Genomic DNA, 16,247 nt, shown 5'->3' on the forward strand with positions numbered 1-16,247 from the left:
TCGATAAGAACAAATACAGAACATGGCGGCGGGGTGCAGCCCGATGACTCTGACGACGAAACCGCTCGATCCCGCGACATGGAATGACTTCGCCCGTCTGGTTGAAGAGAACAAGGGTGTTTGGGGTGGCTGCTGGTGCATGAGCTATCACCCCGAAGGCATCGGCACGCACAAGACGCCCGCGCAGAACCGGCTGGAGAAAGAGGCGCATGTGCGCGGTGGCACGGCCCATGCGGCGCTTGTATTTGAAGGCGACGATTGTGTCGGGTGGTGCCAGTTCGGAACGCCGGTGGAACTGCCCAAGATACAGAACCTGAAGGCCTATCTTTCCACCGACCCGGTCCTGCCCGATTGGCGCATCACCTGCACGTTTACCGGCAAGGGTCACCGGCGCAAAGGCGTCGCAGAGGCCGGTTTGAAAGGCGCTTTGGAGCAAATCGCGCGCCTGGGCGGCGGACGGGTCGAGGCCTATCCGGAGGACTGCACGGACCGAAAGGTTGCCGCTGCCTTTCTGTTCCACGGAGCGATGGCCATGTTCGCGCGACACGGCTTTGAACGCAGCCGCCAGATCGGCAAGCATCGCTGGGTGATGGAGCAGTTTGTCGACCCGGAATAAGCGGCATGACAGTGCTGACCGCATCTCTTGTGAAACCCGCGCCGCCCATCGGAAATCCGGCATGGCGCAAATGCGTCACCTGCCGTCGCCCATGACCTTTCGCGTGCGGCACGTGCATGGTGTAGTCTGCCGCAAAGAGGCGGAGATTCCAGATGTCAGACCCGATCACCTTCACGCTTGACGGCGAAACCGTGACGGCCCAGCCCGGCGAAACCATCTGGGAGGTCGCCAATGGCCGTGGCCTCGTCATCCCGCATCTCTGCCACAAGCCCGCCCCCGGCTATCGCTCTGACGGCAATTGCCGAGCCTGCATGGTCGCGATTGAAGGCGAACGGACGCTGGCCGCCTCTTGCATCCGTGAACCATCCGAGGGAATGGTTGTCACCACCGACCAACCGCGCGAGGTGCAGGCGCGCCGCATGGTCATGGAGCTGCTAGTCGCCGACCAGCCGGAGCAGGCGGTTGCGCATGACAAGTCCAGCCACCTTTGGGACATGGCTGCAAAGCAGGATGTGGATGACAGCCGCTTTCCCACCAAGGATGCGGACCATATCCCGCTTCTCGATGACAGCCATGTCGCCATGTCCGTTAATCTCGACGCTTGCATTCAATGCGGCCTCTGCGTACGGGCCTGCCGCGAGGTGCAGGTCAATGACGTGATCGGCATGGCAGGGCGCGGGGCGCAGGCTTATCCGGTGTTCGACATGGACGACCCTATGGGTGCCTCGAGCTGTGTGGCCTGCGGCGAATGTGTGCAGGCTTGCCCGACCGGGGCGCTTCTGCCCGCCACCGTGACCGACGAAAACCAGATCGGCGACACCAAGGATTACGACCGCGAGGTCGAAAGCGTCTGCCCGTTCTGCGGCGTCGGGTGTCAGGTCTCGCTTAAGGTCAAAGACAACAAGGTTAAATTCGTCGAAGGCATCAATGGCCCCGCCAATGAAGGGCGGCTTTGCGTCAAGGGCCGCTTCGGCTTTGACTATATCCACCACAACCACCGCCTGACCAAGCCGCTGATCCGCCGCGACGACGCGCCTGCGAAGGGGCTGAATGTGGATCCGGCGAACTGGCAAACCCATTTCCGCGAGGCGACATGGGACGAGGCGCTGGATGTTGCCGCGAATGGCCTGAAGGATATCGGCGGGCGCGGCGTGGCCGGGTTCGGCTCGGCCAAATGCACCAATGAAGAGGCGTATCTGTTCCAGAAACTGATCCGTCAGGGCTTTGGCCATAACAATGTGGATCACTGCACGCGGCTCTGCCATGCCTCCTCGGTTGCCGCGCTCTTGGAAAATGTCGGCTCCGGCGCGGTCACCGCCACGTTTAACGAGATCGAAAACGCCGATGTCGCCATCGTCATCGGCGCAAACCCGATTGAAAACCACCCCGTCGCCGCCACCTATTTCAAGCAATTCACCAAACGCGGCGGCAAGCTGATCGTCATGGACCCGCGCGGGCAGGCGCTGAAGCGGTTCGCCTCGCACATGCTGCAATTCCGGCCCGGTGCGGACGTCTCGATGCTGAACGCGATCATGCACGTGATCGTGGAAGAAGAGCTCTACGACCGCCAGTATATCGAAGCCTACACCGAAAACTGGGAAGCCGAGAAAGCGCATCTGGCCGATTTCACGCCCGAAAAAATGACGGATATCTGTGGGATCGATGCGGAGACACTGCGCGACGTCGCCCGGACCTTTGCCAGTGCGCAGGCCGCGATGATTTTCTGGGGCATGGGTGTGTCGCAGCACATCCATGGCACGGACAATTCACGCTGCCTGATCAGCCTTGCGCTGATGACCGGTCAGGTGGGCCGCCCCGGCGCGGGGCTGCATCCACTACGTGGGCAAAACAATGTACAGGGGGCTTCTGACGCGGGCTTGATCCCGATGTTCCTGCCGGATTATCAGCCTGTCGGCGATGACGGCGTGCGCAGCGCCTTTCAGGAGATTTGGGAGGGCGGTAGCATCGACCCGAATAAGGGGCTGACCGTGACCGAAATACTCGATGCCGTGCATGCGTGCGACATCCACGGCATGTATATCCTGGGTGAGAACCCAGCCATGTCCGACCCGGATGTCGAACATGCGCGTGATGCGCTGGCGAAGCTCAAGCATCTGGTTGTGCAGGATATCTTCATCACGGAGACTGCGAATTTTGCGGATGTGATCCTGCCCGCCTCGGCCTTTGCCGAGAAGTCCGGGACCGTGACCAACACCAACCGGCAGGTGCAGATGGGCCGCTCTGCCGTGCCGCCACCCGGTGACGCGAAAGAAGATTGGTGGATCACCGTGGAACTCGCCAAACGCCTTGGCCTGCCATGGAGTTACAGCCACCCTCGCGATGTGTTCGGCGAAATGGCGCGCTCGATGAAATCGCTCAGCAACATCACCTGGGACCGGCTGGAAAACCAGAATGCGGTCACCTACCCGTCGCTCTCGCCGGAGGACCCTGGCCAGCCCATCGTCTTTGGCGACGGCTTCCCGCGCGAGAATGGGCGCGCGAAATTCACCCCTGCGAGTGTGATCGCACCCGATGAGGCACCGGATGCTGACTACCCCATGGTGCTGACCACCGGGCGGCAGTTGGAACATTGGCATACAGGCTCCATGACCCGCCGATCCAAAGTGCTGGATGCGGTCGAGCCCGAGGCGAATTGCTCGCTTCACCCGTCGACGTTGCGCAAACTCGGTGTTGCACCGGGCGGGTTGGTCAGGCTGTCGACCCGGCGCGGTTCGATTGAGATCATGGCCCGCGCTGACCGGGCCGTTTCGCCAGATATGGTTTTCGTGCCCTTCGCCTATGTCGAGGCTGCAGCCAACATCCTGACAAATCCGGCAGTTGACCCCTACGGTAAAATCCCTGAGTTCAAATTTGCTGCCGTGAGAGTGGAAAAGGTCGAAGGTCAGGTCGCTGCCGAGTAACTTTCCGGCAGCGGCGACATCCATTGCGGTCAAAAAATTTGGCTGATTGCGGCATTTGCGCAATTTAAATGAACGCTCGTTCAAAAAATGATTTGACGGGACGGGTGGCTGCCCCACAGTATAGTGCCAAAGGGTGCAGTCGCGGGGAGGCGACTCGCACCCGATAACTGGTGCAAGGCCAGTAAGGGAGGAATTTTGGCATGACTGCATCCGCGACCGGCGGTCCCGTATCTGTTCCTGATCTGCTCGCGCGGAATGTGGCGCAATTCGGGGGCAAGGCTGCCTATCGCGAGAAGGAATTTGGTATCTGGCAAAGCTGGACCTGGGAAGAGGCGGCTTTTGAGATTGATGCGCTCGCGGCAGGCTTCCTGACGCTAGGGGCGGAAGTGGGCGACCACATTGCCATTGCCGGGCGCAATCGGCCCGCGCTTTACTGGGCGATGGTGGCGGCACAGAAGGTGGGCTGCGTGCCCGTGCCGCTTTATGCCGATGCTGCGGCGGAGGAGATCGCCTATGCGCTGGATCATTGCGGCGCGCGGTTTGTTGTCGCCGGCGATCAGGAGCAGGTCGACAAGATCGCCGATATCCGGGATCAGCTGCACGTGCTGGACCATGTGATTTACCTCGATGGGCGGGGTCTGCGGAAATACGACCACACGCATATGACGTCTTACGACGACCTGCAGAAAGCCGGGCGTGAGAGCGGGCGGATGGGCGAGGTGGAAGAGCGCACTGCGGCGCTGACGCTCGATGATACTTGTGTGATGCTTTATACGTCGGGCACAACAGGGCGGCCGAAGGGTGTGGTGCTGTCGAATTACAATGTGATCGAGACGTCGAAGAACTCTGCGGAGTTTGACCATCTGCAGCCGGGGGATGAGGTGCTGGCCTATCTGCCTATGGCCTGGGTGGGTGATTTCATCTTTTCCATCGGACAGGCGATGTGGGCGGGGTTCTGTGTGAACTGCCCGGAAAGTGCAGAGACGATGCAGACCGATCTGCGCGAGATCGGTCCTACATATTTCTTCGCGCCGCCGCGCGTCTTTGAACAGCAGCTCACCAATGTGATGATCCGGATGGAGGATGCCGGGCGGTTCAAGAAGTGGCTGTTCCATCACTACATGGCGCTCGCCCGCCGGATCGGGCCGAAGATTCTGGATGGTGAGGCGGTCTCTGGCATGGAAAGGGTGCAATATCGGCTGGCCGATTTGCTGGTGATTGGACCTTTGAAGAATACGCTAGGCCTCAGCCGTGTGCGGGTGGGCTATACGGCGGGTGAGGCGATTGGACCGGAGATCTTCGATTTCTATCGGGCGCTGGGCATCAACCTCAAACAGCTTTACGGCCAGACTGAGGCGACGGTGTTCATCACCCAGCAGCCCGATGGCGAAGTGCGGTCAGACACGGTGGGTGTGCCGAGCCCTGGCGTGGAGTTGAAGATCGCTGATAATGGCGAGGTCTTCTATCGCTCGCCCGGTGTTTTTGTTGAGTATTACAAGAACCCGGACAGCACCGCCTCGACCAAGGATGCCGAAGGCTGGGTTGCGACCGGTGATGCCGGGTTCATTGAAGAAGGCAGCGGGCATCTGCGGATCATCGACCGGGCGAAAGATGTGGGCAAGATGGCGTCAGGCGCGCTGTTTGCGCCGAAATATGTTGAGAACAAGCTGAAGTTTTATCCGGATATTCTTGAGGCTGTCGTGTTTGGGGCGGGGCGCGATTACTGCGTGGCCTTCATTAATATTGACCTGACGGCGGTGGGGAACTGGGCGGAGCGGAACAATATCGCCTATTCCAGCTATCAGGAATTGTCGCAGCATCCGCGCGTGCTGGATGCGATTGAGGCGCATGTGACTGAGGTGAATAAATCCGTTGCAGCGGATGAGATGCTGGCCGGGTGTCAGATCCACAGGTTCCTTGTGCTGCATAAGGAACTCGATGCCGATGATGGCGAAATGACCCGGACGCGGAAGGTGCGGCGCCGGATCGTGGATGAGAAATACAGCGATCTGATCGAGGCGCTTTATGGCGGGAAATCGGAAATCTACACCGAAACGGAAGTGACTTACGAGGACGGGCGCAAGGGCAGTATCAATGCGACTTTGGCGATCCGCGATGCGGAAGTGCTGACCGTTGCGCATAAGGTGGCTGCGGAATGACGATGCGACGCTCAGCTACGCTTTCGCCCCGCCCGCCATCCCGTTGTGCCTCCGGCGGGAGTATTTTTGGCGAGATGATAAGGGCTTGGGTATGAAAGATGTGGTTGAGCCTTACGTCACCCCGGACGGGCGCCAGATTGGTGGCGTTTTGATGGATATGCGCGGCATCACGCTGCGTTTTGGCGGGGTTGAGGCGATCAAGGATATTTCGTTCGACATCCGTGAGGGCGAAATCCGCGCGATTATTGGGCCGAATGGGGCGGGCAAGTCGTCGATGCTCAATGTGATTTCGGGGTTTTATAATCCGCAGGAAGGTGAGGTTTGGTTCCGCGGCGAGAAGCGCCCGCCGATAAAGCCTTATCAGGTGGCGCGGCTGGGGATTGCGCGGACGTTCCAGAACATCGCCCTGTTTGAGGGGATGACCGTGCTCGACAACGTCATGACGGGCCGTTTGACCCATATGAAGGCAAACATGTTCTGGCAGGCGATCTGGAGCGGGCGGGCCGAGAACGAAGAGGTTGAGAACCGCGAGAAAGTCGAGCGGATCATTGATTTTCTTGAGATTCAGGCGATCCGGAAAACGCCTGTGGGGCGGCTGCCTTACGGGTTGAAGAAGCGGGTCGAACTGGCGCGGGCGCTGGCGGCGGAGCCGAAGCTTTTGTTGCTGGATGAGCCGATGGCGGGGATGAACGTTGAGGAGAAAGAGGACATGTCCCGCTTTATCCTTGATGTGAATGATGAATTCGGGACCACGATTGCGCTGATTGAACATGATATGGGGGTGGTCATGGACCTCTCGGACCGGGTGGTCGTGATGGATTACGGACGCAAGATCGGGGATGGGACGCCCGATGAGGTGCGCAATAATGAGCAGGTGATCGATGCCTATCTGGGGGTGGCGCATGATTGATTGGGCAGGAGGCGCGCATGTCCGCTGATTTCCTCTATGGGATCGAAGTTGTCATCAACGGGCTGATGGCCGGGGTGCTTTATGCGCTGGTGGCGCTGGGCTTTGTGCTGATTTTCAAGGCGTCTGGCATCTTCAATTATGCGCAAGGGGTCATGGCGCTTTTCGCGGCGCTGACGCTTGTGGGGATAATGGAGGGGCAGGTGCCCTTTGCGCATCTGATCAATGCGATTTTCGGGACGGAGATCCACCATTTCGGGTGGCATGTGCCTGCGCTTCTGGCGATTTTCATGACTGTCCTTGTCATGATCTTCTTTGCATGGGCTGTGCAAAGGTTCGTGTTTCGACATCTGGTCGGGCAGGAGCCGATTATTCTGTTCATGGCGACCATTGGCCTGGCCTATTTCCTGGAAGGGGTCGGCGATCTGATGTGGGGGTCGGATATCAAGACCATCGCACTTGGTCTGCCGCAGGGCGGCTCGCTTTGGGTGGAAGAGGCCACATCCGGTTTGGGCGGCGATGACTTCTTTGGGTTCTTCATCGACAAGCTGGATATGGTGGCGACGGTGGTGGCCGTCATTCTGGTGATCAGCCTGATCGCCTTTGCGCAGTATACCAAGCAGGGACGTGCGATGCGGGCGGTGGCCGATGACCATCAGGCCGCGCTGAGCGTCGGGATTTCGCTGAACTATATCTGGGTGCTGGTCTGGTCGCTTGCCGGGATCGTTGCGATGGTGGCGGGCATCATGTGGGGGGCGAAATCGGGCGTGCAGTTTTCGCTGTCGCTGATTGCGCTAAAGGCGCTGCCGGTGCTGATGCTGGGTGGGTTTACCTCGATCCCTGGAGCGATTGTCGGCGGGTTGATCATCGGGGTGGGCGAGAAGCTGTTCGAATACACGATTGGCGCGCCGTTCCTTGGCGGGGCAACGGAGAACTGGTTCGCCTATATGCTCGCCCTGATCTTTTTGGTGTTCCGACCGCAGGGTCTCTTTGGGGAGAAGATCATTGAGAGGGTTTGAAGGGCGTCTTGCAAAGGCTCTGGGGGAGCGTTTGAGCCCTTCAAAGGGTGGAGCCCCAGATGGCATTTTCGCGTGGGTTTCACCCACCCTACAGACCGCCCGTAGGGTGGGTGAAACCCACGCATGTCGAGGGAGGTTCTAATGCTCTACCGTGAAGCAGGGGACTTCAAAACCTCCTACCATGCCGACAACCATACCTTCCCGATCAAGTTTGATCGGATCGGGTTTTGGGTCACGTTGGCGATTGCCTTTGGGATCATTCCGCTGGTGATCAACGATTACTGGGCCAATGCGATCTTTGTGCCCTTTCTGATCTATGCCATCGCGGCGATCGGGCTGAACATCCTGACGGGCTATTGCGGGCAGGTGAGCCTTGGGACGGGTGGTTTCATGGCGGTGGGGGCCTATGCCTGTTACAAGCTGATGACAGGCCTTGATATCTATTTTGCCAGTTCGGGCTATACACCGGGCGATGGCGCGATGATCCCCAAGGGCGGCGAGACGTTTGAGGTGACGGGGCAGTTCCTGTTCTTCACGATCGCGCAGAATGCTGAATGGACCGTTTATATTCTAGGTCAGATCAATCCGATGATCGCTGTCATTCTGGCGGGGTTTGTCACGGCCTTTGTGGGCGTGCTGTTTGGTTTGCCGAGCCTGCGGATTAAGGGGTTTTACCTCGCGGTCGCGACGCTCGCCGCGCAGTTTTTCCTTGTCTGGATGTTCAACAAGATCAGCTGGTTTTACAACTACTCCGCTTCCGGTCAGATCAATGCGCCGGAACGGTTTGTGGGGCAGATCGCGGTGACCGGGCCGAATACGGAGCCTTGGGCGCAGTACATGATCTGTCTGATCTTCGTGGCGGTGTGTGCGCTGATTGCCCGTAACCTGACACGCGGCACAACGGGCCGGTCGTGGATGGCGATCCGGGATATGGATATCGCGGCGGAGATTATCGGGGTGAACCCGCTGCGGGCGAAGCTGACTGCCTTTGCGGTGTCCTCGTTCTTTATCGGCATCTCAGGCGCGCTCTTCTTTGCTGTCTATCTGGGCGCTGTGGAAGTGGGCGAGGCCTTTGGCATTCAGAAATCGTTCCTTGTGCTCTTCATGATCATCATTGGCGGGTTGGGGTCGATCTTTGGCAGCTTTGCCGGGGCGGCGTTCCTTGTCCTGTTGCCGGTGCTTTTGAAAGTGATCGGTGTTGATCTGCTAGGATGGCCCACGGACCTTGTGGCGCATTTCCAATTGGTCATCATTGGCGCGCTGATCATGTTCTTCCTGATCAAGGAACCACACGGGCTGGCCCAGCTGTGGCGGCTGGCAAAAGAGAAGTTACGGCTGTGGCCGTTCCCTTATTAAACCAAGACAGGGGAAAACCCTGACCACATTTCGGATAAAACCTATGGGAGGAAAAAACCGATGAAAAGAAAGACACTGGCCGCAATGGCCCTTGGCGCGGCGGTGGCCGGCAGTTCCGCGATGGCAGACCTTGTCATCCCTGATCTGAGCTACCGGACCGGGCCTTACGCGGCAGGCGGAACGCCATTTTCGGACGGCTATCAGGATTACTTCGCGCTTTTGAATGCGCGCGATGGCGGGATCGGGGGGGAGACGATCCGCGTTGTAGAATGTGAGACCGGCTATAACACCGAGAAAGGGGTTGAGTGCTACGAAGCCACCAAGGGCGAAGGGGCGTTGATCTATCAACCGCTCTCAACTGGTATCACCTATCAGCTGATACCGAAGGCAACAGCTGACGAGATCCCGATCCACACGATGGGTTATGGCCGGACATCGGCCGCCAATGGTGAAGTGTTCAACTGGGTCTTCAACTATCCGGCCAATTATTGGGACGCAGCCTCGGTTGCGGTGAACTATCTGCTGGAAGAGAATGGCGGCTCGCTCGATGGCAAGACCATCGCTTTGGTCTATCACAACTCCGCATACGGCAAGGAGCCGATCCGCACGTTGGAAGCGCTTTCCGAAATGCATGGATTTGAGCTGAGCCAATTGGCTGTGGACCACCCAGGCCAAGAGCAGAAATCCCAGTGGCTGCAAATTCGCCGTGAGCGTCCCGACTATGTCCTGATGTGGGGCTGGGGTGTCATGAACCAGGTGGCCGTGCAGGAAGCCGCGAACATCAACTTCCCGATGGAAAACTTCATCGGCAATTGGTGGGCTGGTGCGGAACATGACGTGACACCTGCGGGCATGTCGGCCAATGGCTACAAGTCGCTGAACATGAACCGCGTGATTGACTATCCGGTTTTGGAAGAGATCAAGACCATGGTGCATGACGCGGGCGATGCTGCGGGTGATGGTTCGAACCTCGGTTCGGTGCTTTACGTGCGAGGCATGTATGCCGCGATGCTTGCATCCGAGGCGATTGCCAAAGCACAGGAAATCCATGGTGTGGCTGACGTTACCCCTGCCATGGTGCGTGACGGGATGGCAGCGCTTGAGATGAGCGAGGGCCGGATGGAAGAACTCGGCATGGCTGGTATCGGGCCAGAGTTTTCGGTCAGCTGCCAGAACCATGGTGGGTCCGGCGAGGGCATTGTGCAGCAATGGAACGCCTCTGCCAGCACATGGGAGCCGCTGACAGACTTCATCACGCCAGACAAGAGCGTGATTGAGCCGCTGATCGCGGAAGACTCGGCTGCTTTCGCGAGCGAAAACAACATCACGCCGGGTTGCCTCTAGACGGCCCGGATCTGTCAGGCGGGCACAGCACCGCCTGACAGCGTTTTGAAAGAAGCGCGATTTGATGACCTTTCTTTCAGCAAAGATGATTTTGCGCATCTGTGGTGCGACGCTTGTTGCGTCTGCTCTGTCAGCCTGCGCCGTTGATCGGCCCGAAAGCGCAATGTGTCGAGGCCTTGTGCCCGCCTCCACCTTCGAATTGCCAGCCCCGCCCACCAGCCAAGAGCCGGTCATGGATGAGGAAACGGCCATTGCCCGTTCGGCGGCTCCGGCGATTGCGCGGGCTGTGGCTGCCGACAGACGCGGGGCGGTCGAACTCAACGTCTTGAGCTTGTCGGCGGGTGGCCAATATGGCGCCTTCGGCGCGGGGTTCCTGCGCGGTTGGGGTGAGGATCGGCCCAGCTTTGACCTTGTCACCGGTGTCAGCGCCGGGTCCCTTCTGGCACCGGTTGCTTTTGCAGGGCCGGAATTTGACCCAATCCTTGATGATTACGACGGTCTGTCGGATGACGATGTGCTGCGCGAAAACCTTCTCGCCGCACCTTTCAGCCCCTCCGTGGCCAGTACCGAACCGCTGAAGGCGTTGCTCAATGACCGGCTGAGCGATGATCTGATCGCGCGGATCGCCGAACGGCAGATGGAAGAGAACGCCCAGCTTTTTGTCGCGGCGACCAATATCGACACGACCGCCAACCGCATCTTCAGCCTCAGCGATGTGGCTGCAAGCGGTGCTGATATCGACGTCAGACGCGACTGTATGCGTGAGGTCATCATGGCCTCTTCCGCGATCCCCGTTTTCCTGCCGCCCCGGAACATTGACGACAATCTTTATGCTGACGGTGGCCTGCGCGACCATGTCTTCTTTCGCGGCATCGAAAGTGCGCGGGCGCAGGTGGCGCGCCAGACCGGGCGGACAATTCGGGTGAATGCGTTTATCGTGGTCAACGGCCAATTGCGTACACCCGAAGAAGCGGGCGAGGCCGAGGATGTCGAGGATAACATCCTCGCCTATGCACTGCGGGCGGCTGATATCCTTGCGGATGAGACCTTGCGCGATTCCATTGCCGAGACGATCCGCTTTGCGCAGGAACAACCCGGATGGACGGTGGAAGGTGTCTTTGCCGACACCGCCATCCCGCGCGAATGCCGTGAGGAGACGGGGCGGTTCAACCCCTGTGTGACCCGCCATCTGTTCGATTATGGCAAGACATTAGGCAGCGCGCGTCCGCTCGTATGGCTGGACGGGGATACGTTGCTTGAGATTACAAACAAACTCTGAGGGCCGCTTCATGCTTGATACAGCCAAGACCGAAACCCTGCTTGAGGTGAACAATATCGAGGTGATCTATAATCACGTGATCCTCGTGCTCAAGGGTGTCTCGCTGACCGTGCCCAAAGGCGGGATCACTGCGCTGTTGGGCGGCAATGGCGCGGGCAAAACGACCACGCTCAAGGCGATCTCGAACCTGCTGCATTCTGAACGTGGCGAGGTCACCAAGGGGTCCATCACCTATCGCGGCGACCGGGTGCAGGACCTCTCACCCGAGGCGCTGGTGAAACGCGGCGTGATCCAGGTGATGGAGGGGCGGCATTGCTTTGAGCATCTGACAGTCGAGGAAAACCTGATGACCGGTGCCTATACGCGCCGTGACGGGGGCGGGGCGGTGAGCGCGGATCTGGACATGGTCTACAGCTATTTTCCCCGGCTGAAGGAACGGCGGAAAAGCCAGGCGGGCTACACTTCGGGCGGGGAGCAGCAGATGTGCGCCATTGGCCGCGCGCTGATGTCGCGACCAGAGACGATCCTTCTGGATGAGCCTTCCATGGGTCTCGCACCGCAATTGGTGGAAGAGATTTTCGGGATCGTGAAGAATCTCAACGAGAAGGAAGGCGTGTCCTTCCTTCTGGCCGAGCAGAACACCAATGTGGCGCTCCGTTTTGCGCATCAGGGCTACATCCTCGAAAGCGGGCGGGTGGTGATGGAAGGCCCTGCCGCTGAACTGCGGGAAAACCCGGATGTGAAGGAATTCTACCTCGGCATGTCCGACGAGGGCCGGAAAAGCTTTCGCGACGTGCGCAGCTATCGGCGGCGGAAGCGGTGGCTCGCGTGACATTGGCATGGTGGCCCGAGAACACCCCGGACCACCACCGATTTCTTAGAACTTTCCGTTCTCGTGGGCCATCTCTGACGGTGTGGGAGAGACAACATCCCAGTGCTCCACGATCTTGCCATCTTCAACGCGCCAAAGGTCAAAGAACGCCCAGGGCTTCCCGCTGACGGTCGCATCCGAGGCGACAAAGACAAAGTTGCCCTCGGCCACGACGATCTGAGGTTCGAACGTCGTAATCACAAAGCCCTGATCCGCCCAGGCTTGCGTGCCTGCCAATAGCCCAGCAAGGCCGTCTTCCAGATTGGGGTTGTGCTGCATGTAAACCTCTGGGTCCATGTAGTTCGGCGCGTTCTGGGGCGCCGCACCGCCAAGCACATCTTGCACAAATCCTAGTACCAGTTCTTTGTTTTCTGCCGTGCGGTCGCGGTCGGTGATGTCGGTAGGGCCGTCAGTCATGCCACGGCCCGAAGCCGTTGTCTCGGGAATGGGCTGCAGATTGTCCCAGTGTTCCGCGACCTTACCGTCTTCGACACGGAAGATATCGAACGCGGCGAGCGACGCGGCACCGAAAGCATCGGCATTGTCATATGTGTTGTGCAAGACGACCAGATCACCCTCGGTGATGACCCGGTGGGTGGTCGCCGTCATCCCGGAGTCTGCAACAAGCGGGATAAGGCCCACCAACCCATCCGCGCCGGTGGGGACCTGCGGGTTGTGCTGGATGTAGTCTGGCGTGACGAGCTGGCGTGCGGCTTCGGGGTCGTGATCGACAAAGGCCGCGGTGAAAAGGGCGAGGACAAGTTCCTTCGGTGTCATTTTAGTCTCCTGTGATTCGTAGCGTGTGGGTACGAAGTAGCAATTCCATACCAAACCGCAATTACGTATCTTGAGCTGACCTGGTATGGTCAACAGTACCGTCATGGCCAATACAGCCTTGCAACGAAAGCCATTTCGCTCTAATTGCCTATTAGTACAAAATTGCTACCAGAGTTCATGATGCTACCAATCAGCGTTGAAAACAAAGCGGAGGCATCGAATTGTTGCATTCGCTCCGTCCTGTCGAATGTCACTGGCAAGTGGCGGATGATCATCATCCTGGCACTTGAGGATGAGCCAAAGCGTTTCGGCGACCTCAAGCGCACGATTGGTGACGTCACGCAAAGCGTGCTGACCGAAAATCTGCGCGGGCTCCAACGTGACGGGTACCTGACGCGCAATGTGCATCCCGGACCGCCAGTCGCTGTTTCATATGAACTGACACCACTTGGACGCAGCCTGCTCGCCATGTTGAAACCGCTGGTCTACTGGTCGCATGACCAGATGGACTACGTGCGGCAATGCCGCATGGAATATGACCGCGATCAGGTGGCTTAGCGGGCTGGCGATAACGCCGAGGGTCAAAGTCGCAGCGTGTAGAAATGATCGTCGCGTGACTGTCCGTCGATCCGCACCCCATCATAATGGGTGGCCGCGCGGCGGAACCCGCGCTTTTCGTAAAACGCAATCGCCCGATGGTTTTTGGTATCCACAAAAAGCTCAAGTTGAGCCAAACCGGCCGACTTTGCCTCACTGATCACGCCCTTCATCAACGCATCAGCGGCACCGGTCCCGTGATAGGTGGCAGTAACGAAAAACGGCCCAATCTCAGCGCGGTGGCGAATACGCTCCAAACTGTTAGGGCGATAGCCGCAAAAGCCGACCAGCGTCTCGCCTGCAAAAACACCACGTATTGCACCTGCCTTCAGGATTGCGCGACACCGGTCGAGGTCTGCTGACGCCGTTTCTTCCACCGTCACCAGAAAACCCATGGGAAAGTTGCGGGCACCTTCCAGCCGCAAGCCTTGCCACGCCGCGGCATGTGTGGGTGCCAGAGTTTTGTAAGTGAAATCTGACAATGCGATCAGCTCTCCTTGCTGCCAAGCCTGACAGCTTTGCGTTGGGTGAATGATGCCACTCGTCCTCTTGGCTTTCGTTCCGCAGTGCCCGGCTCCTGTCATCTGTTGACTACGGCTGGTACGGTGAAAGTACGTTTGTGTTAGACTAGCAACATTCCTTTTGACCCCGCACTGGGAAAGATCGAAAGATGACTGAAGATACGGACGCAAACGCACTTTTTCAGTCTATCGTAGAGACTTTCAGCTCTCACCAGGATGTCAGTATCGGCAAGATGCTCAAGGCGGAAGCCTTGCAGGTTGGCGGTAAGAGTTTCGCCTATCCGACTGAAGACGCGATTGTTTTTAAGCTTCCCAAGTCGACAGTGGATGAATTGCAAGACGAAGGGCTGGCAGTGCGACTCGTCGTTGGAAAGCGCGAGATGAAGGAGTGGGTCGTCGTATCTGCCAGTGAAGAGGACATCTGCAAACGTTTGGCGGAACAGTCATACCAGTTTGTCGGGAAAGTCTGATGGGCATCAACGGCTTAACCTCGCAGCGTGCGGGTTGCGCGGGCGTGGTACTCTACGCGCCAATGGAGTTGCTTAGGCCGCAGCCCCGACGGACAAGGGTGCTCAAGACACTGGGCCCGGCTGTTATCGCATAACACCCGTCTTCGCCCCTAGCTTTCGCCTGTCCGACCCGGCACGATATCGCTGCGTCAGGACAGGAGAAGATGATGACGACCTATTACGATGATCTCGAAACCCGCGACCCTGCAGAGCGCGAGGCCGCCCAGCTTGCGGCGCTGGCTGCACAGGTCGCCATCGCGCAGCAGGCCGAAGGGTCTTGTCTGCCCGACATCGCAATCGACACGTTATCTGACCTCACGAAGCTGCCTGTTCTGCGGAAATCGGACCTGACAACGTGGCAAAAGGACAACCCGCCTTTTGGCGGCATGCATACCTCCAACATCACCCATGTCTTCCAATCACCCGGACCGATCTATGAGCCGGGCGGTTCGTCGCATGACTGGTGGCGTTTTGGGCGGTTCGTGCATGCCTGCGGCATCGGCAAGGACGACATCGTGCAGAATTGCTTTGGCTATCATCTGACGCCTGCAGGCACGATGTTTGAAAACGGCGCCAAGGCGGTCGGCGCCAAGGTGCTGCCTGCAGGGACCGGCCAGACGGAGCTGCAAGTGCGGGCCGCCGCCGATATCGGTACGACCGCCTATGCAGGCACGCCCGACTACCTCAAGGTTATCCTCGAAAAGGCGGATGAGATGGGCGTGACACTGAATATCTCAAAGGCGGCTGTGTCGGGCGGGGCGCTGTTTCCCCAGTTGCGGCAATACTATGCAGATCGCGGGATTACCTGCAGGCAATGCTATGCGACCGCCGATCTGGGGCACCTCGCTTATGAAACCAGCGAGGGCGGGGGCATGGTCGTGGATGAAGGCGTGATTGTCGAAATCGTGACCCCCGGCACTGGTGATCCCGTAGCGCCGGGTGAGGTGGGCGAGGTTGTCGTGACCTCGCTCAATCCCGACTACCCCCTTATCCGTTTCGCGACCGGTGATATGAGCGCGATCATGGAAGGCGCCAGCCCCTGTGGACGCACCAACATGCGGATCAAGGGCTGGTTGGGCCGCGCCGACCAGACCACCAAGATCAAGGGCATGTTTGTCCGCCCCGAACAGGTCGCCGATCTGGTGAAGAAAACCGGTGCCGACCGCGCGCGTGTTATTGCGGACCGAGAAGGCGACGCAGACAAGATGGTCGTGCAGTTCGAAGGTAGCATCGATGAAGCTGCCGCCGCCGGCGCCATTCAGGATGCGCTCAAGCTGAAGGGCGAGGTGCAATACCTTGCGCCCGGCACAATACCACGCGACGGCCTCGTCATCGAAGACCGACGCACTTACGAGACCTAAGACCAAGGAG

Annotated in this window: 14 protein-coding genes; 12 read left to right on the forward strand and 2 right to left on the reverse strand. The window is 58.9% G+C overall.

Annotation, left to right across the window (positions count from 1 at the left end; all coding sequences use genetic code 11):
* Nucleotides 1-43 precede the first annotated feature (43 nt).
* The 9 genes from SLH49_RS00565 to SLH49_RS00605 all read left to right on the forward strand — a co-directional run bounded on the left by SLH49_RS00565 (nt 44) and on the right by SLH49_RS00605 (nt 12,433).
* Complete coding sequence (locus SLH49_RS00565; RefSeq protein ID WP_320267239.1) at nt 44-616, forward strand: GNAT family N-acetyltransferase; 573 nt, start codon at nt 44-46, stop codon at nt 614-616.
* 152 nt (nt 617-768) lie between these two features.
* Entirely contained in the window at nt 769-3,537 is a 2,769-nt protein-coding gene (gene fdhF / locus SLH49_RS00570) for a formate dehydrogenase subunit alpha (RefSeq protein ID WP_320267240.1), read from the forward strand.
* A gap of 200 nt (nt 3,538-3,737) precedes the next feature.
* Nucleotides 3,738-5,696: an AMP-binding protein gene (locus SLH49_RS00575; protein ID WP_320267241.1), complete on the forward strand. Its 1,959-nt coding sequence runs from the start codon at nt 3,738-3,740 to the stop codon at nt 5,694-5,696.
* 91 nt (nt 5,697-5,787) lie between these two features.
* Nucleotides 5,788-6,606: an ABC transporter ATP-binding protein gene (locus SLH49_RS00580; RefSeq protein WP_320267242.1), complete on the forward strand. Its 819-nt coding sequence runs from the start codon at nt 5,788-5,790 to the stop codon at nt 6,604-6,606.
* Nucleotides 6,607-6,623: 17 nt separating this feature from the next.
* Nucleotides 6,624-7,622: a branched-chain amino acid ABC transporter permease gene (locus SLH49_RS00585; RefSeq protein WP_320239242.1), complete on the forward strand. Its 999-nt coding sequence runs from the start codon at nt 6,624-6,626 to the stop codon at nt 7,620-7,622.
* A 141-nt stretch (nt 7,623-7,763) separates the two neighbouring features.
* On the forward strand, nt 7,764-8,978 hold the full coding sequence (locus SLH49_RS00590; protein WP_320267243.1) for a branched-chain amino acid ABC transporter permease: 1,215 nt from the start codon (nt 7,764-7,766) through the stop codon (nt 8,976-8,978).
* A 60-nt stretch (nt 8,979-9,038) separates the two neighbouring features.
* A complete protein-coding gene (locus SLH49_RS00595; protein WP_320267244.1) occupies nt 9,039-10,322 on the forward strand; it encodes an ABC transporter substrate-binding protein in 1,284 nt (427 codons plus the stop codon).
* Between the two features lie 64 nt (nt 10,323-10,386).
* Complete coding sequence (locus SLH49_RS00600) at nt 10,387-11,601, forward strand: patatin-like phospholipase family protein (protein ID WP_320267245.1); 1,215 nt, start codon at nt 10,387-10,389, stop codon at nt 11,599-11,601.
* Between the two features lie 10 nt (nt 11,602-11,611).
* A complete protein-coding gene (locus SLH49_RS00605; protein ID WP_320267246.1) occupies nt 11,612-12,433 on the forward strand; it encodes an ABC transporter ATP-binding protein in 822 nt (273 codons plus the stop codon).
* 45 nt (nt 12,434-12,478) lie between these two features.
* Here the strand turns inward: SLH49_RS00605 and SLH49_RS00610 are convergent, their stop codons facing one another.
* The gene (locus tag SLH49_RS00610) at nt 12,479-13,249 is read right to left on the reverse strand and encodes a nuclear transport factor 2 family protein (protein WP_320267247.1); all 771 of its coding nucleotides are present in this window, start codon (nt 13,247-13,249) and stop codon (nt 12,479-12,481) included.
* 177 nt (nt 13,250-13,426) lie between these two features.
* Between SLH49_RS00610 and SLH49_RS00615 the strand changes: the two genes are divergently transcribed.
* On the forward strand, nt 13,427-13,807 hold the full coding sequence (locus SLH49_RS00615; RefSeq protein WP_320267248.1) for a helix-turn-helix domain-containing protein: 381 nt from the start codon (nt 13,427-13,429) through the stop codon (nt 13,805-13,807).
* Between the two features lie 23 nt (nt 13,808-13,830).
* Here the strand turns inward: SLH49_RS00615 and SLH49_RS00620 are convergent, their stop codons facing one another.
* The gene (locus tag SLH49_RS00620; RefSeq protein ID WP_320267249.1) at nt 13,831-14,328 is read right to left on the reverse strand and encodes a GNAT family N-acetyltransferase; all 498 of its coding nucleotides are present in this window, start codon (nt 14,326-14,328) and stop codon (nt 13,831-13,833) included.
* Nucleotides 14,329-14,516: 188 nt separating this feature from the next.
* Here SLH49_RS00620 and SLH49_RS00625 point away from each other — a divergent pair, with 188 nt between their 5' ends.
* A complete protein-coding gene (locus tag SLH49_RS00625) occupies nt 14,517-14,837 on the forward strand; it encodes a hypothetical protein (RefSeq protein WP_320267250.1) in 321 nt (106 codons plus the stop codon).
* A 206-nt stretch (nt 14,838-15,043) separates the two neighbouring features.
* Nucleotides 15,044-16,237 (forward strand): phenylacetate--CoA ligase family protein, encoded by a 1,194-nt coding sequence (locus tag SLH49_RS00630; protein WP_320268490.1) that lies wholly within the window; start codon nt 15,044-15,046, stop codon nt 16,235-16,237.
* Nucleotides 16,238-16,247: the final 10 nt, after the last annotated feature.

It is taken from the genome of Cognatiyoonia sp. IB215446 (assembly GCF_033963825.1).
In the GTDB taxonomy this organism is placed as follows: Bacteria; Pseudomonadota; Alphaproteobacteria; order Rhodobacterales; family Rhodobacteraceae; genus Yoonia.

Excerpts from the sequence above, each read along its gene's own strand:
- SLH49_RS00565 (WP_320267239.1), top strand. The coding sequence starts at position 44 with ATGACTCTGACGACGAAACCGCTCGATCCCGCGACATGGAATGACTTC.
- fdhF (WP_320267240.1), top strand. The coding sequence starts at position 769 with ATGTCAGACCCGATCACCTTCACGCTTGACGGCGAAACCGTGACGGCC.
- SLH49_RS00575 (WP_320267241.1), top strand. The coding sequence starts at position 3,738 with ATGACTGCATCCGCGACCGGCGGTCCCGTATCTGTTCCTGATCTGCTC.
- SLH49_RS00580 (WP_320267242.1), top strand. The coding sequence starts at position 5,788 with ATGAAAGATGTGGTTGAGCCTTACGTCACCCCGGACGGGCGCCAGATT.
- SLH49_RS00585 (WP_320239242.1), top strand. The coding sequence starts at position 6,624 with ATGTCCGCTGATTTCCTCTATGGGATCGAAGTTGTCATCAACGGGCTG.
- SLH49_RS00590 (WP_320267243.1), top strand. The coding sequence starts at position 7,764 with ATGCTCTACCGTGAAGCAGGGGACTTCAAAACCTCCTACCATGCCGAC.
- SLH49_RS00595 (WP_320267244.1), top strand. The coding sequence starts at position 9,039 with ATGAAAAGAAAGACACTGGCCGCAATGGCCCTTGGCGCGGCGGTGGCC.
- SLH49_RS00600 (WP_320267245.1), top strand. The coding sequence starts at position 10,387 with ATGACCTTTCTTTCAGCAAAGATGATTTTGCGCATCTGTGGTGCGACG.
- SLH49_RS00605 (WP_320267246.1), top strand. The coding sequence starts at position 11,612 with ATGCTTGATACAGCCAAGACCGAAACCCTGCTTGAGGTGAACAATATC.
- SLH49_RS00610 (WP_320267247.1), bottom strand. The coding sequence starts at position 13,249 with ATGACACCGAAGGAACTTGTCCTCGCCCTTTTCACCGCGGCCTTTGTC.
- SLH49_RS00615 (WP_320267248.1), top strand. The coding sequence starts at position 13,427 with ATGATGCTACCAATCAGCGTTGAAAACAAAGCGGAGGCATCGAATTGT.
- SLH49_RS00625 (WP_320267250.1), top strand. The coding sequence starts at position 14,517 with ATGACTGAAGATACGGACGCAAACGCACTTTTTCAGTCTATCGTAGAG.
- SLH49_RS00630 (WP_320268490.1), top strand. The coding sequence starts at position 15,044 with ATGACGACCTATTACGATGATCTCGAAACCCGCGACCCTGCAGAGCGC.